The organism is Microtetraspora sp. AC03309, from assembly GCF_020826795.1.
Classification (GTDB): domain Bacteria; phylum Actinomycetota; class Actinomycetes; order Streptosporangiales; family Streptosporangiaceae; genus Microtetraspora; species Microtetraspora glauca.
The window spans coordinates 1-25,369 of the sequence record NZ_JADDIL010000062.1 but is presented as its reverse complement, the minus strand read 5'-3'; the positions used below and the strand labels follow the sequence as shown (position 1 = coordinate 25,369).

The 25,369-nt window shown below is 70.6% G+C and carries 26 protein-coding genes; 11 read left to right on the top strand and 15 right to left on the bottom strand.

Going from position 1 to position 25,369, the window contains the following annotated elements:
* Positions 1–155: 155 nt before the first annotated feature.
* Both purF and purM read left to right on the top strand, forming a co-directional pair.
* Positions 156–1,592, top strand: a complete 1,437-nt coding sequence (gene purF / locus IMZ11_RS30410; protein ID WP_228645854.1) for an amidophosphoribosyltransferase — start codon at positions 156–158, stop codon at positions 1,590–1,592.
* Positions 1,593–1,638: 46 nt separating this feature from the next.
* Positions 1,639–2,664, top strand: a complete 1,026-nt coding sequence (purM, locus tag IMZ11_RS30405) for a phosphoribosylformylglycinamidine cyclo-ligase (protein WP_228645853.1) — start codon at positions 1,639–1,641, stop codon at positions 2,662–2,664.
* A gap of 218 nt (positions 2,665–2,882) precedes the next feature.
* On the opposite strand, the gene IMZ11_RS30400 is transcribed toward purM, so the two are convergent.
* Together IMZ11_RS30400 and IMZ11_RS30395 are read right to left on the bottom strand one after the other, a co-directional pair.
* Positions 2,883–3,113 carry a DUF3073 domain-containing protein gene (locus tag IMZ11_RS30400; RefSeq protein ID WP_061260039.1) on the bottom strand — a complete coding sequence of 77 codons (231 nt, stop codon included), beginning with the start codon at positions 3,111–3,113 and terminating at the stop codon, positions 2,883–2,885.
* Between the two features lie 151 nt (positions 3,114–3,264).
* Entirely contained in the window at positions 3,265–4,419 is a 1,155-nt protein-coding gene (locus IMZ11_RS30395; RefSeq protein ID WP_308066871.1) for a Glu/Leu/Phe/Val dehydrogenase dimerization domain-containing protein, read from the bottom strand.
* Positions 4,420–4,621: 202 nt separating this feature from the next.
* On the opposite strand from IMZ11_RS30395, the gene IMZ11_RS30390 reads away from it, so the two are divergent.
* Positions 4,622–5,494, top strand: a complete 873-nt coding sequence (locus tag IMZ11_RS30390) for a hypothetical protein (protein ID WP_228645852.1) — start codon at positions 4,622–4,624, stop codon at positions 5,492–5,494.
* A 321-nt stretch (positions 5,495–5,815) separates the two neighbouring features.
* The gene (bldC, locus tag IMZ11_RS30385) at positions 5,816–6,019 is read left to right on the top strand and encodes a developmental transcriptional regulator BldC (RefSeq protein WP_013133571.1); all 204 of its coding nucleotides are present in this window, start codon (positions 5,816–5,818) and stop codon (positions 6,017–6,019) included.
* A gap of 179 nt (positions 6,020–6,198) precedes the next feature.
* On the opposite strand, the gene IMZ11_RS30380 is transcribed toward bldC, so the two are convergent.
* The gene (locus tag IMZ11_RS30380; protein ID WP_228645851.1) at positions 6,199–6,834 is read right to left on the bottom strand and encodes a TetR/AcrR family transcriptional regulator; all 636 of its coding nucleotides are present in this window, start codon (positions 6,832–6,834) and stop codon (positions 6,199–6,201) included.
* A 248-nt stretch (positions 6,835–7,082) separates the two neighbouring features.
* Between IMZ11_RS30380 and IMZ11_RS30375 the strand changes: the two genes are divergently transcribed.
* The 4 genes from IMZ11_RS30375 to IMZ11_RS30360 all read left to right on the top strand — a co-directional run bounded on the left by IMZ11_RS30375 (position 7,083) and on the right by IMZ11_RS30360 (position 11,179).
* Complete coding sequence (locus IMZ11_RS30375) at positions 7,083–8,186, top strand: LacI family DNA-binding transcriptional regulator (RefSeq protein WP_228645850.1); 1,104 nt, start codon at positions 7,083–7,085, stop codon at positions 8,184–8,186.
* 107 nt (positions 8,187–8,293) lie between these two features.
* Positions 8,294–8,542, top strand: coding sequence for a hypothetical protein (locus tag IMZ11_RS30370; protein WP_061260042.1), 249 nt, complete (start codon positions 8,294–8,296; stop codon positions 8,540–8,542).
* 126 nt (positions 8,543–8,668) lie between these two features.
* Positions 8,669–9,493 (top strand): N-acetylmuramoyl-L-alanine amidase, encoded by an 825-nt coding sequence (locus IMZ11_RS30365; RefSeq protein WP_228645849.1) that lies wholly within the window; start codon positions 8,669–8,671, stop codon positions 9,491–9,493.
* A gap of 54 nt (positions 9,494–9,547) precedes the next feature.
* Positions 9,548–11,179, top strand: a complete 1,632-nt coding sequence (locus tag IMZ11_RS30360; RefSeq protein WP_228645848.1) for a beta-N-acetylhexosaminidase — start codon at positions 9,548–9,550, stop codon at positions 11,177–11,179.
* A gap of 111 nt (positions 11,180–11,290) precedes the next feature.
* Here IMZ11_RS30360 and IMZ11_RS30355 read toward each other — a convergent pair whose 3' ends face one another.
* From IMZ11_RS30355 to IMZ11_RS30330, 7 genes are all read right to left on the bottom strand, one after another.
* Positions 11,291–12,352, bottom strand: coding sequence for a quinone-dependent dihydroorotate dehydrogenase (locus IMZ11_RS30355; RefSeq protein ID WP_228645847.1), 1,062 nt, complete (start codon positions 12,350–12,352; stop codon positions 11,291–11,293).
* Between the two features lie 190 nt (positions 12,353–12,542).
* A complete protein-coding gene (locus IMZ11_RS30350; protein WP_228645846.1) occupies positions 12,543–13,064 on the bottom strand; it encodes a hypothetical protein in 522 nt (173 codons plus the stop codon).
* A gap of 35 nt (positions 13,065–13,099) precedes the next feature.
* Positions 13,100–13,588: a gamma-glutamyltransferase gene (locus tag IMZ11_RS46790; RefSeq protein WP_374463000.1), complete on the bottom strand. Its 489-nt coding sequence runs from the start codon at positions 13,586–13,588 to the stop codon at positions 13,100–13,102.
* 75 nt (positions 13,589–13,663) lie between these two features.
* A complete protein-coding gene (locus tag IMZ11_RS30345) occupies positions 13,664–14,419 on the bottom strand; it encodes a hypothetical protein (RefSeq protein WP_228645845.1) in 756 nt (251 codons plus the stop codon).
* A gap of 147 nt (positions 14,420–14,566) precedes the next feature.
* Positions 14,567–14,881 carry a MarR family winged helix-turn-helix transcriptional regulator gene (locus tag IMZ11_RS30340; protein ID WP_228645844.1) on the bottom strand — a complete coding sequence of 105 codons (315 nt, stop codon included), beginning with the start codon at positions 14,879–14,881 and terminating at the stop codon, positions 14,567–14,569.
* A gap of 283 nt (positions 14,882–15,164) precedes the next feature.
* Positions 15,165–16,034 carry a DMT family transporter gene (locus IMZ11_RS30335; protein WP_228645843.1) on the bottom strand — a complete coding sequence of 290 codons (870 nt, stop codon included), beginning with the start codon at positions 16,032–16,034 and terminating at the stop codon, positions 15,165–15,167.
* Positions 16,035–16,107: 73 nt separating this feature from the next.
* Positions 16,108–17,085, bottom strand: a complete 978-nt coding sequence (locus tag IMZ11_RS30330; RefSeq protein WP_228645842.1) for a leucine-rich repeat domain-containing protein — start codon at positions 17,083–17,085, stop codon at positions 16,108–16,110.
* A 56-nt stretch (positions 17,086–17,141) separates the two neighbouring features.
* Here IMZ11_RS30330 and IMZ11_RS30325 point away from each other — a divergent pair, with 56 nt between their 5' ends.
* Both IMZ11_RS30325 and IMZ11_RS30320 read left to right on the top strand, forming a co-directional pair.
* Positions 17,142–18,005 (top strand): SAM-dependent methyltransferase, encoded by an 864-nt coding sequence (locus tag IMZ11_RS30325; protein ID WP_308066870.1) that lies wholly within the window; start codon positions 17,142–17,144, stop codon positions 18,003–18,005.
* 18 nt (positions 18,006–18,023) lie between these two features.
* Positions 18,024–18,935, top strand: a complete 912-nt coding sequence (locus tag IMZ11_RS30320; protein WP_061260046.1) for a LysR family transcriptional regulator — start codon at positions 18,024–18,026, stop codon at positions 18,933–18,935.
* A gap of 37 nt (positions 18,936–18,972) precedes the next feature.
* Here the strand turns inward: IMZ11_RS30320 and IMZ11_RS30315 are convergent, their stop codons facing one another.
* Genes IMZ11_RS30315 through IMZ11_RS30295 form a run of 5 tightly spaced genes read right to left on the bottom strand, consistent with a single transcriptional unit; the run spans position 18,973 to position 23,953 of the window.
* A complete protein-coding gene (locus IMZ11_RS30315; RefSeq protein WP_061260047.1) occupies positions 18,973–19,746 on the bottom strand; it encodes a serine hydrolase in 774 nt (257 codons plus the stop codon).
* Positions 19,747–19,765: 19 nt separating this feature from the next.
* Entirely contained in the window at positions 19,766–21,361 is a 1,596-nt protein-coding gene (locus IMZ11_RS30310; RefSeq protein ID WP_228645840.1) for an amidohydrolase family protein, read from the bottom strand.
* On the bottom strand, positions 21,358–22,134 hold the full coding sequence (locus IMZ11_RS30305) for an amino acid ABC transporter ATP-binding protein (protein ID WP_061260049.1): 777 nt from the start codon (positions 22,132–22,134) through the stop codon (positions 21,358–21,360). The genes IMZ11_RS30310 and IMZ11_RS30305 overlap by 4 nt, the downstream gene beginning before the upstream one ends.
* Positions 22,131–23,078 carry an amino acid ABC transporter permease gene (locus IMZ11_RS30300; RefSeq protein WP_228645839.1) on the bottom strand — a complete coding sequence of 316 codons (948 nt, stop codon included), beginning with the start codon at positions 23,076–23,078 and terminating at the stop codon, positions 22,131–22,133. The genes IMZ11_RS30305 and IMZ11_RS30300 overlap by 4 nt, the downstream gene beginning before the upstream one ends.
* Positions 23,069–23,953 carry an ABC transporter substrate-binding protein gene (locus tag IMZ11_RS30295; RefSeq protein WP_228645838.1) on the bottom strand — a complete coding sequence of 295 codons (885 nt, stop codon included), beginning with the start codon at positions 23,951–23,953 and terminating at the stop codon, positions 23,069–23,071. The genes IMZ11_RS30300 and IMZ11_RS30295 overlap by 10 nt, the downstream gene beginning before the upstream one ends.
* A gap of 211 nt (positions 23,954–24,164) precedes the next feature.
* Here IMZ11_RS30295 and IMZ11_RS30290 point away from each other — a divergent pair.
* A partial coding sequence (locus tag IMZ11_RS30290) for an SLC13 family permease (RefSeq protein ID WP_228645837.1) occupies positions 24,165–25,369 on the top strand: 1,205 nt, incomplete at its 3' end.

Sequence of the window (25,369 nt, the reverse complement as noted above, 5' to 3'; positions counted from 1 at the left end):
TCCCGGACCAGAGTTGGGCATGCCGGAGACCCAAGGCTCTCCCGGAGGGCGGCGGCGCAACCCGGGCGACACGGCAAAGCCCAGTCGATCGTTTCCCCGAGACTTTCCGTACCCGCGTGCGCGAGCAGGGAGAAGGCCGAAATAGACTCAAGCATGTGCTGAAAGGCGACGGCCGACTGAGCCATGACCTCGATTCCCTGGATCGCGCACCCAAGGACGCCTGTGGCGTGTTCGGCGTGTGGGCCCCCGGGGAAGATGTCTCCAAACTCACCTATTACGGGCTGTACGCGCTGCAGCACCGCGGGCAGGAGTCCGCGGGCATCGCGGTCAGCGAGGGCAGCCGCATCCTCGTCTACAAGGACATGGGCCTGGTGTCCCAGGTCTTCGACGAGTCCATCCTCGGAACCCTCCGCGGTCACGTGGCGATCGGGCACTGCCGTTACTCCACGACCGGATCGAGCGTCTGGGAGAACGCCCAGCCCACGCTGAGCTCGACCGACCAGGGGGGCCTCGCGCTCGCCCACAACGGCAACCTGATCAACACCGGGGAGCTCTCGCTGCGGCTCCCGCCGGACGTCATCAGGGCGACGACGGACACCGAGGTGTTGACGGCGCTGCTGGCGCAGGATCGCGCGCAGTCGATCGAGGAGGCGGCCGCCGAGCTGCTTCCCCAGGTCAAGGGCGCCTACTCCCTGGTCTGGATGAACGAGACGACCCTGTTCGCCGCTCGCGATCCGCAGGGCATCAGGCCGCTGGTCCTCGGCCGGCTTGAGCGCGGATGGGTGGTCGCGTCCGAGACCGCCGCGCTGGACATCGTCGGCGCCACGTTCGTCCGCGAGATCGAGCCCGGTGAGCTGCTGACGATCGACGAGCGCGGGGTCCGTTCCCGCCGCTTCGCCGCCGCCGCGCCGAAGGGCTGCCTGTTCGAGTACGTCTACCTCGCCCGGCCGGACACCACGATCGCCGGCCGTGGCGTACAGGCGACCCGGGTCGAGGTGGGCCGCCAGCTGGCCCGCGAACACCCGGTCGACGCCGACCTCGTCATTCCCACGCCGGAGTCCGGCACCCCCGCGGCCATCGGTTACGCCGAGCAGAGCGGCATCCCGTACGGCCAGGGCCTGGTGAAGAACTCCTACGTCGGCCGGACCTTCATCCAGCCGTCGCAGACCATCCGCCAGCTCGGCATCCGCCTCAAGCTGAACCCGCTGCGCGAGGTCATCCAGGGCAAGCGGCTGATCGTGGTCGACGACTCGATCGTGCGCGGCAACACCCAGCGGGCCATCGTCAAGATGCTGCGCGAGGCGGGCGCCACGGAGGTCCACGTGCGGATCTCCTCGCCGCCGGTCGCATGGCCGTGCTTCTACGGCATCGACTTCGCCACCCGGGCGGAGCTGATCGCCGGGTCGCTGTCCGTGGAGGAGATCCGCGCCTCCTTGGGCGCCGACTCTCTCGGCTACATCTCCCTTGAGGGGCTGACCCAGGCGACCACGATCCCGGCTGAGCGGCTCTGCCGCGCCTGCTTCACCGGCGAGTACCCCATCGCGATCGACCAGGACCAGGTCGGCAAGTACGTCCTGGAAGGGCAGCTGTGACCGGTCGCCGGAAGAACGGCCGGGCACGATTGACGAAGGGGAACACATGACCAGCTACGCCGCCGCGGGTGTGGACATCGAGGCGGGTGACCGGGCCGTCGAGCTGATGAAGTCCCGGGTCGCCCGGTCCCGGCGTCCCGAGGTGGTGGACGACGCCAGCGGGTTCGCCGGGTTGTTCGACGCCTCGGCCTTCCTGCGCTACCGCCGTCCGCTCCTGGCGACGTCCACGGACGGCGTCGGCACCAAGGTCATGCTGGCGCAGCGCCTCGGCAAGCACGACACGATCGGCATCGACCTCGTCGGCATGGTCGTCGACGACCTGGTCGTGTGCGGCGCCGAGCCGCTGTTCATGACCGACTACATCGCCTGCGGCAAGGTGGTGCCCGAGCGCATCGCCGACATCGTGGGCGGCGTGGCGGAGGGGTGCCGACTCGCGGGCTGCGCGCTCGTCGGCGGCGAGACGGCCGAGCACCCGGGAGCCATGGGCCCCGACGAGTACGACCTGGCCGGTGCGGGCACGGGCGTCGTCGAAGCGGACGAGCTGCTCGGCCCGGACCGTGTACGGCCCGGCGACGTGGTGCTCGCCCTGGCGTCGAGCGGAGTGCACTCCAACGGATACTCCCTGGTCAGGCATGTCATCAAGACCGCCGGCCTGGACCTTGAGCGGCAGCTTCCCGAGCTGTCCCGCACGCTCGGCGAGGAGCTGCTCGAACCCACCCGCATCTACTCCCTGGACTGCCTCGCGCTGATCCGGGAGGTCGAGGTGCACGCCTTCGCGCACATCACCGGCGGCGGCCTGGAGGCCAACCTCGCCCGGTCCCTGCCCGGTACGGCCGACGCCGTGCTGGACCGGGGTTCGTGGACCCCGCCCGCGATCTTCGAGGTGCTCGCCGGACACGGCGGCGTGGCTCAGGCCGAGATGGACCGGACGTTCAACCTCGGCGTGGGGATGTGCGCCGTCGTTCCCGCCGATCAGGCCGACCGGGCGGTGGCCGTGCTCACCGAGCGGGGCGTGCCCGCCTGGGTGCTCGGAGAGGTCGTCCCCGGCACCGGCGCCGCGCGGTACCGCTGAAGCCGCCGAGCCCTGAAACAGCCGAACCCGGTGAAGCCCGTTCCTGGTCAGGCGCCGCGCCTGGCCAGGCGGTCCTTCACGCACCGGCGACGTGCCGTACACGCCAAAAGGCGCCCCGGCATCACCGGGGCGCTCGATCGGACCCTTGACAACGTGAAGTCACCCGGCGTGGTCTGGCCATCGCCGGGTGGTGTCACCTCGCCCGCTGTCAGGAACGGCTAACGGCGTCGGGACGAGTCTTTGCCGTCGCCCTCGTCATCGTCGACGGCGTAATCGGCGTACCGATCAGCCAGCTCGTCGTAAGGGTCTTGCTCGTCACTGTGGCCGGAATCGCCCTCGTCCACGACTCCGAGCTCCGCGCGCAGACGCTCAAGATCAGTGCCGCCGCTGTTGTACTTCAGCTGGCGGGCGACCTTGACCTGCTTGGCCTTGGCTCGGCCGCGCCCCATTGGCTCGACCCCCTCATGCGGGGTCGCACCGGACCCCTCGTCGCTAACGCACCGCGCACTGGCGCCACCTGACTTTAGGCGCCAGTCTCTCGTTCGCCTATAACCGTACCTGTTTTGCGCGCCGCTCGGTACGTCGTATGGGCGTCGATGGTCAGCGGCGGAGCCAGATGCCCCTAAGCCGCCCGACTTCCGACATTCTGCGCTCGGCCAGCCTATCGGCTGCCGCTGCCGGCGGAACGCCTTCGTCGGCGGCCAGGGCGAAGATTTTCGCGGTCGTGTCGAAGATCTGAGCCGCCCTTGCCCTGGCCCGCTCCATGTTGAAACCCTCGATTTCGTCGGCCACCTGGATGACTCCACCGGAGTTCACCACATAGTCCGGGGCGTACAGGATGCCGCGTTCCACCAGCTGCTTTCCGACCCCGGCGTGGGCGAGCTGGTTGTTGGCACCGCCGCAGACGATCCCCGCGCGCAGGAGCGGGACCGTCGCGTCGTTCAGCGCGCCACCGAGCGCGCAGGGCGCGTAGACGTCGATGTCGGACGCGATCAGCGTCGCGGCGTCCGCGACCACGTCCGCGGCCGGATGGCGCCGCCGTACGAGGTCGACGGCCTCCTCGTTGACGTCGCAGACCACCACCTCGGCGCCGTCCTCGATCAGGTGGTCGACGAGCCGGCGGCCCACCTTGCCGACTCCCTCGACACCGACCCGCCGGCCGCGCAGCGTGGGCGTGCCGTAGGTGTGCTCGGCGGCGGCGCGCATGCCCTGGAAGACACCGAACGCGGTGAGGATCGAGGAATCGCCCGCCCCGCCGTGCGCCGGGGTTCGGCCGGTCACGTACGACGACTCGCGTGCGACGACGTCCATGTCCTCGCTGTAGGTGCCCACGTCGCAGGCGGTGTAGTAGCGGCCGCCGAGCGACTCGACGAACCGCCCGTACGCCCGAAGGAGCGCCTCGGTCTTGTCCGTGGACGGGTCACCGATGATCACGGCCTTGCCGCCGCCGTGGTCGAGCCCGGCGAGGGCGTTCTTGTACGCCATGGCGCGGGAGAGGTTGAGCACGTCGACGAGCGCCGCCTGCTCGCTCTCGTAGGGGTAGAACCGGGTGCCGCCCAGCCCGGGACCGAGGGCGGTGCTGTAGATGGCGATGATCGCGTAGAGGCCGCTGCGCTCGTCCGAGCAGAACACGACCTGCTCGTGTCGCGGGCCTCGCCTGGTGGGGGATTCCGTCGTGGACTCGTTCCGGTCCGCGCCGGTCGTGACGTTGATGGGCCTGCTGTCCTTGTGGGAGAGCCCGAAGACGTCGATCACGGTGGTGACTCCTGACCGCCTCTGTCCGCCGCCTCGTCGCGGCGGATCCGCAGGCCCGCCCAGGGGGCTCGGCGTCGCGCCGGGTAAGGCGGCGCCGGAGTTCGCGAGCGGGCCGCTCTCAGCCTAACCACGCCGAGCTGTACGATCATGAAAAGCCGAGACGGCTCTCCCATGTTCCCCGGCCTCATGGCACGATTCAGGTGTGCTGCCCTATGCCGCCTACCTCCGCGTCTATGAGCCGCTGGCCGCTTTCTCCCCCCGGGATCAGAGAATCTGGACCGCATACGCCGAGTCCCGGGACCGGCCGCGCCGGGCGGGGGCCTTGCGCGTCGAGCACGGCGAGGCCGTACACAGGCTCCTCCGGGTTCCCCCGTCGCCCGCTCCGGAGCAGGAGAGCCCCAACGCCTACCTGCGCAGAGTGGAGGACGTCCTCTACGTCTGCCCCTGGCAGACCAGGCTGCGGTCCTGGCTGGCGTTCGCCTCGTTCCGCGGCGGCACGCCGGTGAAACTGGCCGACCGGTTCGTGCCGCGGGCGATCGCCGAGCGGACCGCCGACGACTTCGATCGTTTCAAGCGGGCCGGCACGTCGTTGCGCACGTACATCCAGACCAGCACCTGGCACGTGCCGACGGCGTGGTTCGTCCCCTTCGACTCGACGGAGCGGTGGCTCGTGCTCGGCGGGGAGACGCCCGAGAGCGGCGACCCGGGCGCGCAGGCCGTGGCCGCCCCCGCGCGCAACATGCTGTACGTCACGTCGATGGCGCAGGCCCGCCGGCGGGTGGCCAGGGCTCTCGGGGTGATCAAACGGCACGCCCCGGACACGGCCGCTCTCGGCGAGTTCGAAGAGATCGGCAGGTGGCTGGAGGAGTTCCACCCCCACTCGCTGGTGGAGTTGGACTACGGCGGGCTGGTCCACCTCATGGACGACGAGACGCTGGAGGCCGACCAGTCGGTCGCCGAGCTGGCCGCCGCGCTCACCGGTTTGGACAACGGTCAGGAAGAACTTGCTTTCGCGATGTACCAGCGTGTCGTCCTCCGATGGAGGTCGATCCAGGCTCTCCAGTCTGCCAACTAAAGCCCATATCGCCACCCCCGACCTGCACTATTAGGTCATGGGATGTTCGATCTCACATCTGCGAACTGAGTAGTTTGCCGTTTTCACTGCGATACCACGAAGCGTGTCGCTAGAATCACCGAGCGTGACATCACCACGTGGTCGGGGCGTTGCTCCCTAAGGGCTCGCCAATCGCATTACGTGGCTGTATGGTCACATCGGGTGATACCGAAAATGATCCACGAAACCGCACTTATGGATCATTGGGGGACATCCGTGACAAGCGCCAAGATAAGTCGCAGGATCGCTGTCGCCGGTCCACACGGAGGAGAGGCCGCACACATGTCAGCTCGTACACCCGAGGCCGAGCCACTGCTCACCCCGGCGGAGGTCGCCACCATGTTCCGCGTCGACCCCAAGACCGTCACTCGGTGGGCGAAGGCGGGCAAGTTGACGTCCATCCGCACCCTCGGGGGGCACCGCCGCTACCGGGAGACCGAGGTCCGGGCGCTGCTGGCGGGGATTCCGCAGCAGCGCTCCGAGTAGGGGTCGGGCGTCGTCCGCCAGTCGAGGGGGGAGACGGCGCGCTCGCGTCAGACACGCCAGCGATGTGAGCGCGTCCATCACGGCACCACTCACCCGTGGCCGATACGGGTCACGGGAGGTGCCGTATCGGCGCCGCCCGCCCGGCGCCTTCGTCCCCGGCAGGCACCCACCGGCACCACCTAGGACGCCGGCCCCATCTCGATGAGCTCCCGTACGCGGTGGTCGTGCCGCCCGGCGACTTCCAGCAGGGCGACCATGTGGTCCACCAGCATGCGTTCCAGCTCGGCCCGCTCCATGTCGCGGTGCTCCAGCCAGTCGAGCCCCGCGGTCTCCACCGAGGCGATCCACGACCGGAGCGTGATCCGCAGCACCGGGCCCGGGTCGGCGACCCGCATCTCGTCCGTGATCAGTCGGAGCAGGCGCCGCCGTACGCTCTCGACGATCTCACCGACCTCGCCCGCTCTGTTGGCGGGACCCCCCTTGAGCAGCGCCGCGAAGCCGGCCGCGTGCTCCTCGACGAAGTCGAAGTATCGGCTCAGTCCCTGAGAGAGCCGTTCCAGGGGCCGTTCCGCGCCCTCGGGGCGGAGCCGGGCCTCCAGTTCCTCTGCCGCGCTGCGCAGCGACGCGGCGTAGAGCTCCTGTTTGCCGCCGAAGTAGTGGTACACCAGCGCTCGCGAGGCCCCCGCGGCGGTGGCCACATCGTCGATCGAGACGTCTTCGGCCTCGTGCCTGCTGAACAACTCCAGCGCGGCGGTGATGAGCTCCTCACGGCGCCGATCGACGCTGAGCCGGCGACGCGCCGGTCGTGTACCCACCCTGTCCGGGACTTTCTGGTTCTTTTCGGCCTGGGAAATCACGCCCACACTCCGCAGACTAGCGGAGCACGGCGGTGACGATCACTCGATTTGATCATGAATGACAGGCCGTCGCGGCGGCGTGCCCGGTCCGCCCGCGGGGCCGGAGCAAAAGGGAAGTACGCGCGTTACAGCGAGAAACCCGTACCCTTCCGGCCTCTCGATCGTTTGGTCTGTCAGGTGCACGTCCGCGCATCGTGGGGAGAACCATGTCAGGACCGTCCATACAGACCACCGCCCGGCACGACATCGAGGTGTCCGTACCCGACCCCGGACTGCCCGATGGCTTCAGCCCGCGGCCACGGCCGACGATCCGAAACGTGGCCGAGCGTGCCGGCGTCTCGAAGTCGCTGGTCTCGCTCGTGCTCCGGGGATCGCCGCACGTCAGCGAACATCGCAGGGAAGCGGTGTTACAGGCCGCCCGGGAGCTCGGCTACCGCCCGAACGCCGTGGCGCGCAGCCTCGTCGAGGGCCGTACCCATCTCGTCGGCGCCCTGGTCGCCGATCTGCACAACCCGTTCTACGCCGAGTTCCTCGACGGCCTGCAGGAGAGCCTGCACGGCGACGGCCTCCGGCTGCTGATCGGCAGCGGGCGCTGGGATCCGGCGTTCGAGGACGAGGCCGTGGAGGCATTCCTGGAGCTGCGCGTGGACGGCCTCGTCCTGCTGGGCGTGGCCCCGTCCAGCAACACCCTCGCCGAGGCCGCCGCCTACACGCCGACCGTGGTGGTGGGCGAGCGCGACGTCGAACTCGACGGCGTGGACATCGTCGTCGACGACGACCAGCTCGGCGCCAGGCTCGCGGTCGACCACCTGGTCGAACTGGGACACCGGCGCATCGCGCACATCGAGGGCACGCCCTCCTCGGCGGCCAGATGCCGCTGCGAGGGCTACCTGGTGGCCATGCGCCGCCACGCGCTCGCGCCGTACATCATGGTGGAGCACGGTGACTTCACCGAGGAGGGCGGACGGCGGGCGGCGAGGGCTCTGCTGGAGCGCGAACCTCGGCCCACCGCCGTCTTCGCCGCCAACGACATCGTCGCCATGGGCGTGCTCACGGCCGCCAGCGAGCTCGGCCTGCGGGTTCCGGAGGACCTGTCCGTCGTCGGATACGACAACACCCATCTGGCCGCGGTGAACCACGTGTCGCTGACCAGCGTCGACCAGCCGCGCCGGGCCATGGGCCGGTCCGCGGCGGCCCTGCTGAGCGAGCGCATCACCGAACCGGGCAAGGTCGGCCGGCTGCGCGAGGTCACGCCTCAGATCGTCGTACGGCACAGCACCGGGCCCGCTCCAAGCAATGTCCAAAGCTAGGTCAACCGGCGTGGCGCCGACGCGCGGAGGGTGTTGACTCTGCGCATGACGCCGACCCCCGGCGGGTCGCTCGGTGGGCGGCCGGAAAGGCGACAACGGGGGGATTCATGCGTGATCCGGAACTGGTCTCCTGCGCGCAGCGGGCCGCTGCCGAGCTGGAGCGGGCCTGGGCGCACTGGCTGGAGACACGAGGGCGGAGCGGCGACGTGGGCGGCGAGTCCGTGGCCAGCTACGTCGCCCACTCGATCGACCATCCGTGGGGGCGTCCCCGGGTGGTCCTCGGGCTGGACGCGGAGGACGCCCGCGAGCTGGCCGCCCTCCTGGAGAAGCAGGAGGTCGCCGAGCCCGCCTGGTGATCCCTTTCACGGCATATCACCGACATAACGGTCTCGTCACGCCGGCGCTCGCGTAAGTTGGTGAGCTGACTTCTGCGAAGGGATCCGAGCGTGATCAGACGACCACTTACCGCAACGATTCTGGCCTTGTCCGGGCTGGGAGTCGCCGCGTGCGGTGGCACGGCGGGCTCGACCGTCGCCGACCAGGCCGGTGCGGCCCCCGCCGCCGCGCCGCAGAGCCGTACGGCCGGTGCCGCCATCACCGCCGGGCAGGTGTCCGAGCCGGTCGCCGCGGCGCCCAGTCCGCCGGGGAAGCCTCTCGCGGGCAAGGTCATTGTGATCGATCCCGGTCACAACGGCGGCAACTACAAGCATCCTGAGGTCATCAACAAGCAGGTGAACGTCCTCACCAAGCGCAAGCCCTGCGACACGACGGGCACCGCGACCAACGACGGGTACAGCGAGGCGGCCTTCACGTGGGACGTCTCGACCCGCCTGGCCAAGGTGCTGCGGGCCGAAGGGGCGACGGTCAAGCTGACCCGCAAGAACAACACCAGCGTCGGCCCGTGCATCACCCAGCGCGCGGCGATCGGCAACCAGGCCAAGGCCGACGCGGCGATCTCGATTCACGGCGACGGGGCGCCCGCGAGCGGCCACGGGTTCCACATCATCATGCCCAAGAAGATCGACGGGCCGGTGGATCCCGTGGTGAACGACTCGCGGAAGCTCGGCATCGCGGTCCGGAACGCGTTCCGCGCGGGGACCGGCCAGGCGTACTCGACCTACATCGGGAAGAACGCGCTGGACTTCAGGAACGACCTCGGCGGGCTGAACCTCTCGAGCGTTCCGAAGGTCTTCATCGAGGTCGGGAACATGCGCAACGCGGGCGACGCGGCCCGGATGAAGAGCGCCACGTTCCGCCAGCAGGCGGCGGACTCGCTGGCCAAGGGCGTCACGAACTACCTGTCCTGATCCTGTCGCTCCCGGCTCATGGGCGCGGGATGGGCGATTTGGCATGATCTAGGCATGGATCAGCTTCTTCCTCGCCCACGGCTGGCCGAGACCGCTCCCGGATCGTTCGCGTTCGCTCCCGGGGCCGCCGTGTCGGGTCCCGCCGACCTGGTCGATCCCGTACGGCTCGCGCTCGCGGTCCTCGATCTCGGGCGTGGGGACGCGTCGGCGGCGGTGCGGGTGACGCGGGACCCGGGCCTGGGCGCAGAGGCGTACACACTCGCGATCACGCCTGACGAGGTGCGGATCGCGGCCGCCGACCCGGCGGGGGCGTTCTACGCGGGGCAGAGCCTGCGGCAACTGCTGCCCGTGGAGGCGTTCCGGTCGGTCCCGCTTCCGGGAACGGAGTGGCGGGTGCCCTGCGGGCGGATCGAGGACTCCCCCGCCTTCTCCTGGCGCGGGGCGCATCTCGACGTGTCCCGAAATTTCCTGCCGAAGCGGGAAGTGCTGCGGATGATCGATCTGCTCGCCCTGCACAAGCTGAATCGACTCCACCTGCACCTGGTGGACGACCAGGGGTGGCGGCTGGAGAGCCGGGCCTTCCCGCTGCTGCACGAAGTGGGCGCGCACCGGTCCCAGACGGTCACCAGCTTCTACGGGGAGGAGCCCACCTACGACGGCGTACCGCACGGCGGCTACTACACGCTGCGGGACCTGTCCGAGATCGGCGCGTACGCGCGGGCCAGGGCGGTCACCGTGGTCCCCGAGATCGACGTGCCGGGGCACGCGTCGGCCATCCTGGCGGCGTACCCGTCGCTGGGGGCGACGCCGGGCGAGGCGCACCGGGTGCTGGACCGCTGGGGCATCTCCCCCGCGATCCTCTCGCCGCTCCCTGCCACCGTGGACTTCCTGGCCACGGTCTTCGACGAGATCATCGACGCCCTGGGCACCGTGCCGTACCTGCACATCGGCGGGGACGAGTGCGTGCTGGACGCCTGGGCGGCGTCTGCCGAGATCACGGCCTACCAGGCGGAACTGGGCCTCGGCTCGACCGCCGACCTGCACGCCTGGTTCCTGCGCCGGTTGGCCGACCTGCTGGCCGAGCGCGGCAGCCGGGCCGTCGTCTGGGACGAGGCGTTCGTCAGCGGGATGTTGCGCGAGGACACGCTGGTCATGCCGTGGCGGGGCGCCGGGGTGGCCCGGCGCGCGGCGGCCGCCGGGCACGAGGTGGTCGCGACGCCGGTCTTCCCGATGTACTTCGACTACGCCGAGGCGGCCTCGGCCGAGGAGCCGCTGGCCATCGGCGAGACCATCACGGTCGCGGACGTGGCGGCGTTCGAGCCCGCCCCCGCGACGTGGGACGACGCGGAGCGCGCCCGGGTCGCCGGCCTGCAGTTCCAGCTCTGGAGCGAGCGCATCCCCGACGGCCGGACGCTCGACTACCGCGCCTGGCCGCGGGGCTGCGCCGCCGCCGAGATCGGGTGGACCGGAGGGCCGGCGCCGTCGTCGTTCCCGGACCGCCTGGCCCGCCATCTGGAGCGGCTGGACGCCTTCGGCGTGGAGTACCGCCCGCTGGAGGGGCCCCGGCCGTGGCAGCGCGGCGGCGGGGCGCGGCGCCATCGGCCGGGCGTCATCGAGATCCACGACGTCATGCGGCACCTGGACGAGTTGACGCTCACCGCGGACTCCACCCGGCCGAGCATGTGACAGGTGGCCCCGGGCGCCGGCGACGCGGCCGGCCGCCCGGTGGCCTCAGTGGATCGTGGTTGCCCGGTCTCAGGCGACGCGTGAGCCTCAAGCGCGCGTGACGTGAGGGCCTCAGGTGACGCGGTCGGCCGCCCCGACGACCTCGGAGATCGAGCGGTAGCCGTGGCGGCGAAGCCGCCGGGAGAGCCCTCGGTGGATCCGCGACGCCCACAGCGGGCCCTCGTAGATCATGCCGGTGTATCCCTGGACGAGGGTCGCCCCGGCCAGGATGCGCTCCCACACGTCGTCGAGGTCCTCGACGCCGCCGACGGAGACCAGCGTCAGCCGGTCTCCCACCCGGGCGTGCAGCCGGCGCAGCACCTCCAGTGACCGCGCCTTGAGCGGGCGCCCGGACAGGCCGCCCGCCTCGTCGCTGACGACGCCGGGCCGCCCGATCGTGGTGTTGGTGGCGATGATGCCGGACAGGCCGAGCTCGACCGCCAGATCGGCCACGGCGTCGACGTCCTCGTCCGCCAGATCGGGAGCGATCTTCACGAGCAGCGGGGTACGGCCCGCCACGCTCTTGACGCTCTCCAGGAGGGGCCGGAGCAGCTCGACGGCCTGGAGGTTGCGCAGGCCGGGAGTGTTGGGCGAGCTGACGTTGACGACGAGGTAGTCGGCGAGGGGGGCGAGTTCCTTGGCGCTGGCCATGTAGTCCTCGGCGGCCCGCTCCTCGGGCACCACCTTGGTCTTGCCGATGTTCACGCCGACGACCGCGGGGAGGCCCCGCGGCCGACGCAGCCGTGCCGCGGCGGCGCGGGCTCCGGCGTTGTTGAAGCCCATCCTGTTGATGATCGCGCGGTTCCCGACCAGCCGGAACAGGCGCGGGCGAGGGTTCCCCGGCTGGGGGCGCGCGGTGATGGTCCCCACTTCGACGTGGCTGAATCCGAAGGCCGCGAGCGCCTCGAACGCCTCGGCGTTCTTGTCGAATCCGGCGGCCAGACCGAAGGGGCCGGGGAAATGCACTCCGAACGCGCGGACGCGGAGTGCCTCGTCACGGGGGGCCAGCCGCCGGTGCAACACCCGCTTGGCGATGGGAAGGACCGCCAGGAGGTGGAGCGCCCTGACGGTCAGATGGTGGATGTCCTCCGCGTCGAAGCGGCTCAGGACCTGCGTGAACACGAATCGATACATCACCGGTCAGGGTAGCGGTTCGACCCTGGTCGCTGGTCCGCGGGCGGGCCCGCGGCGCCGACCCGACACGGCCAGGGCGATTCCGCAGAGCTCGCCGCCCGGGCGGTGAGCCCGGGGCGACGAGTGATCCGGCCGTACGGCCGATCCGGTGACGCGTGAAGCCGGAACCTCGGAACCGAGGTCACCGGCTCTAGCCCACCTTCTTGCCGTCCGGGCTCACCGCGAACCACTCGGCGCCGAAGTCCTTGAGCTTCTGGCCCTTGGTGTCGCCGGGCTTCTCGTCCTTGGCGAAGTAGTACAGCGGGTGGTTGTTGTAGGTCACCTGCATCTTGCCGTCCGCGCGCTTGTGCGTGCCGAGCAGGTTCGCCTTGATGCCCTCGCCGGCCTCGGGCTTACCCTGCGAGACCACCGGAGGCCAGGCCTCCGCGCAGGCGCCCGTGCAGGACGACTTGCCGTTCTTGTCCTTCTCGAAGAGGTAGACCGTGTGCTCGTTGGTGCCGACGACGATCTTTCCGAGGCCCGAGGTCATGACCGCGAGCTTGGCCGGGCCCGTCTCCGCGGGCATCGGCGTCATCATCTCCGAGGGAGACATGCCGGGCGACGTCTCCTCACCGGCGACCGGGCTGGCTCCGCTGGTGTTGTCCGTGCCGGCACCGCAGCCGGTCGCCAGAACGCCGAGCGCGAGCGCACCCACGTACAGCAGTTTCTTCATGTTCGGCCTCCAAGGCAGTAGGCGAATACGGCTATCTAGGAGACACGCCGCCGGGCCTTTTCACCGGCTAGACACGAAGTACTGAGAGATGCCTTTACAAGTCTTTTGATTTGCGGCTCGTGGCCGTTCCATACGGAGCGCCGAAACATTGCGGCTTGCGCGTACGGGACGGATATATCGGAAAACTCATGTTCACCGGCGGCGAGAAATCGCGACGCCGACCAGACAGACGAGCCCCCCGGCGAAGGTGAGCGGGCCGGGAACCTCTCCGAGGAGCGCCCAAGATCGTGTGGGGTGGCCGACGGCGCGGGCCGTACTCCGCGGGATGGCCGGGCGTGAGCGAGAAGCCGATGCCGCGGTTGGCCGAACTCGGCGAGGATCTCCAGAGCCAGCAGGAGCGGGTAGCCCTGGGAGTTCGGCGGAACAGTCCAGATCCGGCGCCCGAACACCTCGGTGCTCAGCGGCTCCACCCAGTCGGCGTACGACCGGGCCAGGTCATCCTCGGTGTACTCGCCGCCGCCCATCTGGGCCGGCACCTCGCCTTGTCGAAGGCGATGGCGTCGCGGTCACCGCACGGCAGTACGGCGAGGTCTACCGTCTCACTGAGACTGAGGCCACCAGGTAGGCCAGGGGTAAGCAGTGATCTTGCCGACCCGCGTCGCCGTCAGGGACTGGTGGTAGAAGGTTACGTGCTTGCCGACAGCATCGGTGCTCCTCCCCTGTGCGAAGCACTTCAAGGACAGCGGACCAGGGCTGTCGAGGACGACGGTCCTGGTGTAGGCCATGGCTCCCTCCTGTCCTTCGCCCACCGCGACCCGATTCCAAGGCGTGACCTTCCCCGCGGGGGTCTCGACGCCGCACTCCGCGTCGAATGCGAATGGATCTTCTCCTTGAGTTTGCTGCCTGATCTGCAGATCTACATGAAGGACGTAGGAGCCTGCGGGCACCTCCTTGATCAATGCCGCCGTCTCCGGCGTGGCCGGGTCCTTGATCGTGTGGCGGAGGCCTGCCTTGCCGATGGCCTGGTAGGTCTCACCGGCTCCCGGTCCCTCCGGTCCTGCCGGTCCCGCCGGTCCTGCCGGCCCCTGTGGCCCGACGGCGTTCCAGGACAGGGTCTGCTCCTTATCAGCACACGTGGCAGACGAGGACGGCGTGCTGCCGGGCAGGTTGACGGCCGGGGCATTCGACGGGGGAGCGCTCTTGGGCAGGCGCAGGACACTGTCCTCGCCGGCACAGGCGACGATCTCCCCGCTCTCCGATGCCGCGGTCGCCACCGCGAGCCCCCCGCTACCGACCAGCAACCCGGCCACCACCCCCGCCGTCAGCCACGCACCGCGTTTCGCTCTGCCGTCCATCTGGCCACCCCCTCCTTGAGCAAGGACAACTGCGTCCTGTTTCTTTCGTCGGATCCACTGGCGTCCTGACGCCCGCTGGTGATCCTTTCCGCAGGGGCTTGCGATGTGCTTGTGAGATCTTGCGACGGGGTGCCGGGACCTTGAGATTCACTGGGCCTGCCCAACCGCCGCGGGTTTGGCCGGGACCCCGGCCGAGCGGTCCGGGCTACGGGCGGAGCCGGCGGGCGAGGAGTTCGCGCAGCGCGCCGGTCTCCTCGCCGAGGCCAGGAACTCCTCCGGCGCGTCGAGAAGGCCGAGCGTCCGGGCGGACACGGCCTCGCGAGCGGCGCGGCCCGCCTCGACCGCGGCCCTGCCGTACAGGGTCAGCTCGATCATCCGCGCCCGCTGGTCGCCGGGGTCGGTCCGGCGTGCCACGCAGCCGATGCGCTCCATGTCGGCCGCGACCTTCGGGGCGCCGTTCATGAGTCCCTGGTGAGGGTTCCCTCGTCGGCGATCATCCCGAGGTCGTCGGTGCGGCGGTAGGAGAGCGCGTCGCCCTTTCGGGTGAGCACGACGTCGCCCGGGACCCGGGACGTCCTCCAGCCGGAACATGAGCGCGGAGCCGGACGCCGCGGTCAGCCGCAGCGTGCCGTCGCAGGAGTTGGCCGGCTCCTTCCACCTGCCGGACGGCTCGTGGCCGTTCCATACGGAGCGCCGAAACATTGCGGCTTGCGCGTACGGGACGGATATATCGGAAAACTCATGTTCATCGGCGGCGAGAAATCGCGACGCCGACCAGACAGACGAGCCCCCCGGCGAAGGTCAGCGGGCCGGGAACCTCTCCGAGGAGCGCCCAGGCCATCAGGACGACCAGGGCGGGCACCACGTAGGTCGTCGCCCCCATGTTCCCCGCCGTCGTACGGGCGAGCGCGTACGCCCATGTGGTGAAGGCGAGCGCGGTCGGGAACACGCCGAGGTACACGACGTTCAGTACGGCGGGCAATGGGGCGTCTCCAATTTGGGACACGAGCTGCCCGGCGAACGGCAGGCAGCCCAGGGCCCCGACGAGGCAGCCGAAGGTCGTCACCTGGAGCGCGGAGGCGTGCCGCAGGGCGGGCTTCTGGGAGACGACTCCCCCGGCGTACGTCACGGCGGCGACCAGGCAGAGCAGGACGCCGAGGACGGAGGAGCGGCCTCCACCGGACATGGAGACGCCCACCACGACGGCCCCGGCGAACGACACCGCCATGCCGGCCATGAGGCGCGGCGGGAACCCCTCCTTGAGCAGCCAGCCGCCGAGGAGGGCGATCAGGATGGGGCCGACGTTGACCACCATGGCGGCGGTGCCCGCGTCCACCTCCTGCTCGCCCCAGTTCAGCACGACCATGTAGAGCCCGAACCACAGGATCCCGGAGGCCAGGATGCCGGGCCAGGCGGCCCTGGGCGGCCACCCCTCGCGGCGGGCCAGCAGGATGACGAGGAGGGTCACGGAGCCCGCGGCCTGCCGTCCGAGGGCCAGCGCGCCGGGAGCGAAATGGTGCGCCGCGCTCCTGATCGCGACGAAGGCGGACGCCCACAGGAGCACGCTGACGATCACTGCCGCGAGCGTGCGGTGATCGACGTTCCGATCCCTCATGATGTGGTTCATACGCGGACCCTAGGGGACCGACATTTCGGGCTGCACCGATTTATTCGGGCGTCGGTCACCGTCACAGGAGGACGACGCATCCCCGATCGCGCAGATCCCCGAGCCAGGCGGGATTCCGGTCGAGCTTGGTCCAGCGCAGGTCGAGTTTCTCCAGGCACGGCAGGTCGGCCAGGCTCTCGGGCAGCTCTCGCGGCCGGGTGGCGCGCAGGTCGAGATGGGTGAGACGGGTCAGCCTCCCGATCGTGTCGGGCAGCCGCCGGATCGGGTTGTTCCGCAGGTCCAGGTGACGCAGCGCGCTCAGGTCGCCGATGGACTCGGGCAGCTCCGTGAGGCGGTTGTTCATGGCGTGCAGCTCGCGCAGGCGGCCCAGCCGTCCGATCGTGTCCGGCAGCCTGGTGATCTGGTTGTTGTAGATCCGCAGCTCGCGCAGCGCCGCCATGTCCCCGATGGCGTCCGGCAGCTCCGTGAGGCGGTTGTCGGTGAGGTTGAGGTAGTCCAGCCGGTCCAGCCGCCCGAGCCACCGCGGGGCCGTCGTGAACCCGTTGTCGCTCAGGTAGAGGTAGTCCGTGAGGTTCGGCAGGTCGCCGATGCTGTCGGGCAGGCCGCCGAGCCGGTTGTGACCGAGGTCGAGCATCCGCAGTTCCACGAGGTCGCCGACGGCTTCGGGGATCTCGGTGAGCAGGTTCTCCGCGAGGTTGAGGGACCGCAGGCGGGTCAATCCCCAGATCGTGCCGGGCACCGACGTGAGGGCGTTGCCGCCGACACTGAGATGCTCCAGCGAGCCGAGCCGGCCGAGCTCCTGCGGGATCGCGTCGAGGCGGTTGCCGTAGAGCGTCAGGACCTCCAGGCGGGGCAGCTCCGCGAGGGCGGCGGGCAGGACGGTCAGCGCGTTGCCGTCCAGGTCGACGCGGCGCAGCGAGGTCAGCTCCCCGACGGAGGGCGGCAAGGCGGTCAGCCCGCTGCTCGGGGCGTGCAGGGCGACAGGCACGCCGTCCTCGAATCGGAGGGCGCCTTCGGGCAGCGACGCGAGATCCTTCACGCTGTGCGACTCCTCACCGAAATGTAACGATGATCCCAGTTTTATCTGCGTAAATCATGATCTATCGGCTAGCGTGTGGGATCACGACGAGCAGGTGCGGGATGGACCAGATGAGCACGGAACAGGCGCCCCCAGGGATCAATCCGAGCATTCCGAGTGTGGCCCGGATCTATGACTATCTCCTCGGCGGCAAGGACAACTTCGCCGCCGACCGGGCGGCCGCCGAGAAAGTCATCGAGCTCACGCCCAACGTCAGGGAGGGCGTCCAGGCCAACCGGCGATTCCTGAGCCGTGCCGTACGCTTCCTGGCCGGGACCGGGATCCGCCAGTTCCTCGACATCGGCGCGGGCCTGCCCACGCAGGAGAACGTGCACCAGGTGGCGCTGCGCGCCGCCCCCGAGTCCCGCGTCGTGTACGTCGACAACGACCCGATCGTGCTCGCTCACGGGCGTGCCCTCCTGGAGGACAACGCGCAGACCATCGTCGTGGACGGCGATCTCCGCGATCCCGGGGCCGTCCTCGACGACCCGCGGGTCGTGGGGCACCTCGACTTCGACCGGCCGGTCGGGTTGCTCATGCTCGCCGTGCTGCACTTCATCCCCGAGGACGAAATCGCCGAGCGGGTGGTCACGGCCCTGCGCGACCGGCTCGCTCCCGGGAGCGCCATGGTGATCAGCCACCTCTCCTACGGAGACCTCGACGAGGAGGCGCTGCGCGAGGGCCGCGAGCTGTACGCCACGACCTCGGCCGGCAACGCGACGCCCCGGACCCGCACCCAGATCCTGAGATTCTTCGACGGATTCGAACTCGTGGAGCCCGGCCTGGTCTCGACCGGCGACTGGCGCCCCGAGGAGGGCGAGCCCGCGCTGCCCAAGCTGCCGGGCGTCGACGGGTTCAGCGGGGTCGGGCTGCTCCGATAGTGCACCCATACTGGGTGGATGCTGAGCAGCCACCGCCTGCGGGTGCTTCTCGAGGTCTACCGGACGGGGAGCATCGCCGGAGCCGCGCGTAATCTGCGGCTCTCCCCTTCCGCCGTGTCCCACCAGCTCTCCCGGCTGGAGGAGGAGGCGGGCGTCGGCCTGGTCGAGCGCGCCGCGCACAGCCTGCGGCTCACCGCGGCCGGGCGGCGGCTCGCCACCCGGGCGCACGAGGTGCTCGACCTCATCGAGGCCGCGGAGAAGGACCTGCTCGCCCAGGCGAGGGCGGACGCGGGACAACTCCGCATCGGGTTCTTCGCCTCGGCGGGCTACCGGCTGCTGCCGCTCGCGCTGTCCACCTTCACCGCCCGGCATCCCGCCGTCGAGCTGGACCTCGTGCTCGGTCAGCCGCACGACCTGCTGCCCGACGTGGAGCGGGGCGCGCTGGACGTGCTGGTCGTCTTCGAGCACGCGCTCGACCCGTGGAAGCCGCCCAAGGGCGTGGAGGTCACCCACCTGTTCGACGAGCCCCAGTTGCTCGTGCTGCCGCTCGGCCACCCGGCGGGACAGCGGCCCCGGGTGCGCCTCGCCGACCTGGCCGACGAGCCGTGGATCACCACGTACGGCACGGACACCCCCGTCTCGGTGCTGGAACGTGCCAGCGCGCTTGAGGGGTTCAGCCCGACGATCCGGTGCCGCAGCGACCACTACGAGGTGACGCTCGGCCTGGTGCGCGCGGGGCTGGGGGTGGCGCTGGTGCCGAGCCTCGGCGCGCACGGCGCCAGCGGCATCCAGGTCTGCCAGGTGGACGCGCCCAAGCTCTACCGGAGGATCGGCGCGGCGGCCCGGCCGACGAATCCCAACCCCGCGCTCCGGTCCTTCCTGGACTATCTCCGCGACGCCTCGTCCCGGTTGCGCATCGCGCTCCGCTGACGGCCGCCTCCGGTGGTCGGCGCCGACAGCACCGACGTCAGTGCGCGAATCCGGCGATGACGCGGCCGGCCTCACGGACGGCCAGGACCAGGTCGTGCTCGCGCCCCGCGGGACCGTGGGCGAGCACGGCGTAGCCGACCCGCCGGGTCCCGACGAGAAGGCCGACGTCGGCTCGGGTCCCGGCGTCGGTGCCCGTCTTGTTGGCCACCCACACCCCGGGGTACGGCACGGCCTCCGGGATCTCGCGGTCCTCGGGCTCGTGCGGGAGCAGCGCGGGCACCAGGCTCCGGTCGGTGTTGTGCGCCATCCAGCCGAGCATCAGCCGCTTCCACGGATCGTCGCCGTCCAGGCCGACGGCGAGCGCGGCCAGATCACGGGCGGTGCCGAGGGCGAAGGCCGGCGGGTGGACGGGCAGCCGGGGCTCCCGGATCCGGTCCAGGATCCGGGTCCTGCCCAGCCCGAGCCCGGCCGCGACCGCGTCCACCCGGTCCAGGCCGAGCCTGCGCAGCAGCGCGTTGGTCGCGGTGTTGTCGCTGACCGACGCGGTGAGCAGGGCCAGGTCCGCGATCGTCCACCGCCGCGCGGACAGCCCGATCAGCAGCCCGGATCCCCGGGCGTAGTCGTCCTCGGTCAGCTCGACCGGCTCGTGCGGGTCGAGCTGACCGGCGGTCACCCCCTGGGCGACCGCCGCGAGCAGCAGCAGCTTGCCGGTGCTGGCGAGCGGGAGCTCGACGTCCTCGTTCACACCGAGCAGGCCGGGCACGCATACGGCGAGCGTCCCCGGGCAGGACGCGGCGATCTCCTCGATCATCACAGTTCCTTCCAGGCCGTCACAGGGCCAGCACCCTGCCCGGCCGCGCGCCGGTCTCCACGCCAGCACGGACGACGATCTCCCCGCCGACGACGACCGCGTCGACACCGGCCGGAGGCAGCAGGGGGTCGGCGAACGTGGCGCCGTCCGCCACGGTGTCCGGGTCGAAGACCACGAGGTCGGCGTGCGCGCCGTCGCGGATCACGCCGCGCCCGGTCAGGCCGAACCTGGCCGCCGCCATCCCGGTCATCTTGTGCACCGCGCTCTCCAGTGTGAGCAGGCCCAGTTCCCGGACGTAGTGCCCGAGCACGCGGGGGAACGTCCCCGCCCAGCGCGGGTGCGGCCGGCCGCCCGGCTTGGGCACGCCGTCCGAACCGATCATCGCGTACGGCGCGGCCAGCACCCGCCGGACGTCATCCTCGATCATGGAGTGGCTGATGATCGTCACCTCGCCGCCCTCCGCGAGGAGAAGGTCCGCGACCATGTCGAGGGGGTCGGCCGACGCGGTCGCGGCCAGGTCGGCGATGGTCCTGCCCTCGGTCTCCGGGTGGCGGGGCGCGCAGGCGACCGAGATCCGGTCCCAGCCGCCGTTGCCGACGGTGTTCTCCCAGCCGGGCACGCCCTCGGCGATGGCGCGGCGCATCCGGTCGCGCTCCTCCGGGCTGCCCAGCCTCCGGGTGAGCCCGGCCATGCCGCCGTCGTTCGCCCACGGAGGGAGCATCGCGGCCAGCGCCGTGCTCCCCGCCGTGTACGGGTAGACGTCGCAGGTCACGTCCATTCCGGCGGCCCGCAGTTCGGCGATCCTCGGCAGGGTCCGTTCCGTGCGGCCCCAGGCGTACCGGCCGGCGGTCTTGTGGTGCGAGACGTGCAGCGCGGCGCCGCTGCGGCGGCCGATCTCGACGGCCTCCTCCAGCGCCTCCTCCACCCGGGACATCTCGTCGCGCAGGTGGGTGACGTACGGCTTGCCGTGCCGGGCGGCGACTGCGGCCAGCGCCACCACCTCGTCGGTGCTCGCGTACGTCCCGGGGGTGTAGATCAGGCCGGTGGAGAGCCCGGCGGCGCCCTGGGACAGGGCACGGTCGAGGAGGTCGCACATCGCGACCAGCTCGGCGGGCGTGGCGGGCCGGTCCACGGGGCCGAGCACTCCGGCGCGCAGCGTGCCGTGGCCGACGAGTGAGGAGAGGTGGTTGGCCCTGGGAACCCGGGCATGCGCCTCGGCGAATCCCTCGAAGTCCTCATATATGCCGACATCGCCGCCGAAGGACACGCGGGCGTCCGCCCGCATGGCGGCCAGCCGCTCCGGCAGCGCCGGGAACAGGCTCGATCCGCAGTTGCCGCAGATCTCCGTGGTCACGCCCTGGAGCACCGAGGCGCGTACCAGCTCCCGGTCGCCCTGGCCGAGCAGGCTGACGCCGTCGGAGTGCGTGTGCACGTCGATGAATCCGGGGGCGACGGCCCGCCCGCGAGCGTCGATCACCTCCGCGGCGTCGACCGCGGCGCCCGGAGGGAGCACGGTCAGCCGGCCGCCGTCCGCGGCGACGTCCGCCTCCCTGCCCGGCCGGGCCGTACCGTCGAACAGGACGCCTCCGCGGACCAGCAGGTCGAAGCGGCTCACAACACCTGCCCGAGGAAGGCGCGGAAACGGTCGTTCCGGGGATTGGCCAGGACCTCGCGGGGGTTGCCCCGCTCCACGATCACACCGCCGTCGACGAAGACGAGCTGGTCGCCGACCTCCCGGGCGAAGCCCATCTCGTGCGTCACCACCATCATCGTCATGCCGGTCGCGGCGAGGTCGCGCATGACCGCGAGCACTTCCTGGACCAACTCGGGGTCGAGCGCGCTGGTCGGCTCGTCGAACAGCATCAGCTTGGGCCGCATGGCCAGACTGCGGGCGATCGCGACGCGTTGCTGCTGGCCGCCCGAGAGCTGGGCGGGATAGTGGTCGGCGCGGTCGGCCAGGCCGACCCGCTCCAGCAGCTCCTCGGCCTGCCGCCGGGCCTCGGCCCGCGACGTGCGCAGCACGGTGATCGGCCCCTCCATCACGTTCTCGATCGCGGTGCGGTGCGGGAACAGGTGGAACCGCTGGAAGACCATGCCGATGGGACGGCGCTGCCGGCACAGGTCCGCCGGAGGCAGCAGGTGCAGCCGGTCACCGCGTTCGGCGTACCCCATCAGGTCGCCGTCCACCCAGATCCGGCCGGAGTCGATGGTCTCCATCCGGTTGACGCAGCGCAGCAGCGTCGACTTGCCCGAGCCGGACGGGCCGACCACGCACACCACCTGGCCGTGCGGGACGTCGAGGTCGATGCCCTTGAGCACCTCGACCGCGCCGAACCGCTTGCGCAGGGAGCGGATCTTGACCATCGGCTCGGCCTGCCCCGCCGTCATGCCGGCTCCTTCGCGAACGGCCGCAGGTTGCGGCGGACCCGCGCCCCCAGCGCGGCGTGACCGCGCTCGAACCGCTTCTCGATGAAGTGCTGACCGACGCTGGCGATCGTGGTGAGCACGATGTACCAGATCGACGCCACGATGAGCATCGCGATGACCTCGAAGTTGCCCAGGTAGATGCGCTGGGCGACGGTGAGCAGCTCGGCCCCGGCGATGACCGAGACCATCGACGTGGTCTTCAGCATGGAGATGAACTGGTTGCCGGTCGGCGGGATGATCACACGCATGGCCTGCGGCAGCACCACCCGGCGCAGCACCTGCCGATGCGACATGCCGAGCGCCTCGGCGGCCTCGCGCTGGCCCGGATCGACCGAGCGGATGCCGGCCCGCACGATCTCGGCCATGTACGCGCCCTCGTTGATCGCGAGGCCGAGCAGCGCCGCGGTGAACGGCGTGATCAGCTCGTTCGCCTGCCACTCGACCAGCTTCGGGCCGCCGAACGGCACGCCGATCCCGAAGGACGGGAAGACCAGGCCGATGTTGAACCAGAAGATCAACTGCACCAGCAGGGGCGTGCCGCGGAAGAACCACGTGTAGAGGGCCGAGGTACCGCGGAACACGGGGCTGTCGGACAGCTGCATGACCGCGGCCAGCACACCGAGGACCAGGCCGATCGCCATGGAGAGCACGGTGAGCTGGATCGTCACCCACAGGCCGCCGAGGATCCTGCCGTCACCGAGGAACGAGACGATCACGTCCCAGTGGAGGTTCTCGTTGACGATGACCGTGTACGCGAGCCAGACCAGGAAGAGGAGGGCGACGGCCGCCCCGATCAGCCGACCGGGGCGCGGGGGCCGCACCGCGTCGATCGGCAGTTCGACCGGCGGCTCGACCGCCGGCCCCTCCTGCGATCCGGGAGCGGCCCCGGCCGGTGTCACTTCCATGGCGTCGTGTTGACCAGGACCTCGGACACCGCGTTGGCGCCGACGCCGTACTCGTCCAGCACGGACTTGTAGCCGCCGTCGGCCTGGAGCTCGGCCATGGCCTTGGCCACGGCGTCACGCAGCCCGGTGTTGCGCTTGTCTATCGCGATGCCCCACGGGCCGGCGTCGTACTGCTCGGAGAGCACGTCGTACTTGCCGGTGTCCTTGGCGTACATGTGGGCGACGGGAGAGTCCACGATGGTGGCGACCGCGCGGCCGGAGTCGAGTGAGAGCAGGCCGGTGGGGGCGTCCTCGCTCTGCATGATCTTCATCTTGGTGGTGCACTTCTCGTTCTGCTTCTCGCCGATGGCGAGGTTGGAGCTGCCCTTGGCGAGCACCACCGTCTTGCCGCAGAGGTCGTCGAGCGTCTTGATGCCCTCGGGGTTGCCCTTCTTGACCATGATGGCGCCGCCGGCGTTGAAGTAGTCGACGAAGTCGACCGCGCCGCGCCGCGCCTCGGTGTCGCTCATCGAGGACATCACGACGTCCCAGCGGCCACCCTGCAGGCCGGGGATGAGGCCGTCGAAGGCGGCGTTGGTGATCGTGAACTTGAGCCCCAGCTTCTCCGCGATGGCGGCGCCGAGGTCGGGGTCCACACCGGTGAGCTCCTGGGTGCCCTTCTTGTACATCTCCATCGGCGGGTAACCCTCGGACGTGGCCACCCGCAGCTCGCCGGTCTTGCGCACGGCCTCGGGCACCAGATCCTTGGCGGACTTGTCCGCCGTCGCCGCCGCGCCCTCGCCCGCGGTGTCTCCCGACGACGAACGCCCGCAGCCGCCCGCGAGCGCGGACACCACCAGCGCGCCAGCAATGGCAACAAATAGGCGATTTGCCATGGATCCTCCTGATTTGCGAACGATTGAGCATATGCTGGCGATGCCATGTCACAGGCCCAAGAGTCGTGAACGCTTGCGGGTCTGAGCACCGAATTCTTCGTTGCTTCCTCTCCGCACCGGCACGGCTCCGGGTGCGCCCTCCGGGCCCTGACGCGTGATCAGACGGGACGGCCCTTGTAGCGTCCTCCTGCGCGCGGCGAAGGAGGGATCGATGGCGGAGGCGACGTCGGTCGTTCTGCTTCTCCTGGTGCTCGGCTTCGCCATCGTCCGGCCTAAGGGGCTCCCGGAGGTCGTGGTCGCGGCCCCGGCCGCCGGCGTGGCGATCGCGCTCGGCCTGGTATCCCCGCAGACCGCCTGGGCGGAGGCGCTGCGCCTGCTTCCGGTGGTCGGCTTCCTGGCCGCCGTGCTCGCGCTGGCTTACCTGTGCGACCGGGAAGGGTTGTTCGAGGCCGCCGGCGCGCTGATGGCCCGCGGGCGAGGCGGCCTGCTGTTCCGGGTGTTCGTGGTGGCCTCCCTGGTCACGGCGGTGCTCAGCCTGGACGCCACCGTCGTGCTCCTGACCCCCGTGGTCCTCGCCACCACGTCCCGCCTGCGGGTACGGCCCGCTCCGCACCTCTACGCGTGCGGTCACCTGGCCAACACGGCGTCGCTGCTGCTCCCGGTCTCCAACCTGACGAACCTGCTGGCGTTCACGGCCAGCGGGTTGTCGTTCGCCCGCTTCGCCGCGCTCATGGCGTTGCCGTGGCTGGGCGCGATCGCGGTGGAGTACGCCGTCTTCCGCCGTTTCTTCGCCGCCGAACTGCGGCCGCCGGAACACCGGCCGCGAAACGACGGGCCCGGTGTCCCGATCTTCGCCCTCACCACGGTCGCGCTGACGCTCGCGGGCTTCGTCGTCGCGTCCGCCGTCGGCGTCAACCCCGCCTGGGCCGCGCTCGCCGGTGGGCTCGTGCTGGCCGCGCGGGCCCTCGGACAACGCCGGGTGACCGTCCGCTCGGTGCTCCGCTCGGCCGATCTCCCGTTCTGCGGATTCGTTCTCGCGCTCGGAGTCGTCGTACGCGCCGTGGTGGACGGCGGGCTGGGCCGTGCCGTACGCCCGCTGGTGCCCGGGGGCGACTCGCTGCTCGGGCTGCTGGCCGTCGCCGCCATCGCCGCCGTGCTCGCGAACCTGTTCAACAATCTGCCCGCCGTGCTCGTCCTGCTGCCGATCACGGCGGCGAGCGGCGCGGGTCCCGTGCTCGCGACGCTGATCGGGGTGAACATCGGCCCGAACCTCACCTACGTGGGATCGCTCGCGACCCTGCTGTGGCGGCGGGTGCTCCACGCCCATGCCCACGAGCCCGATCTCGGTCGGTTTGTGCGGCTCGGCCTCCTCACTGTTCCCGCGGCACTGGTGGCGGCGGTGGGCGGGCTGTGGGC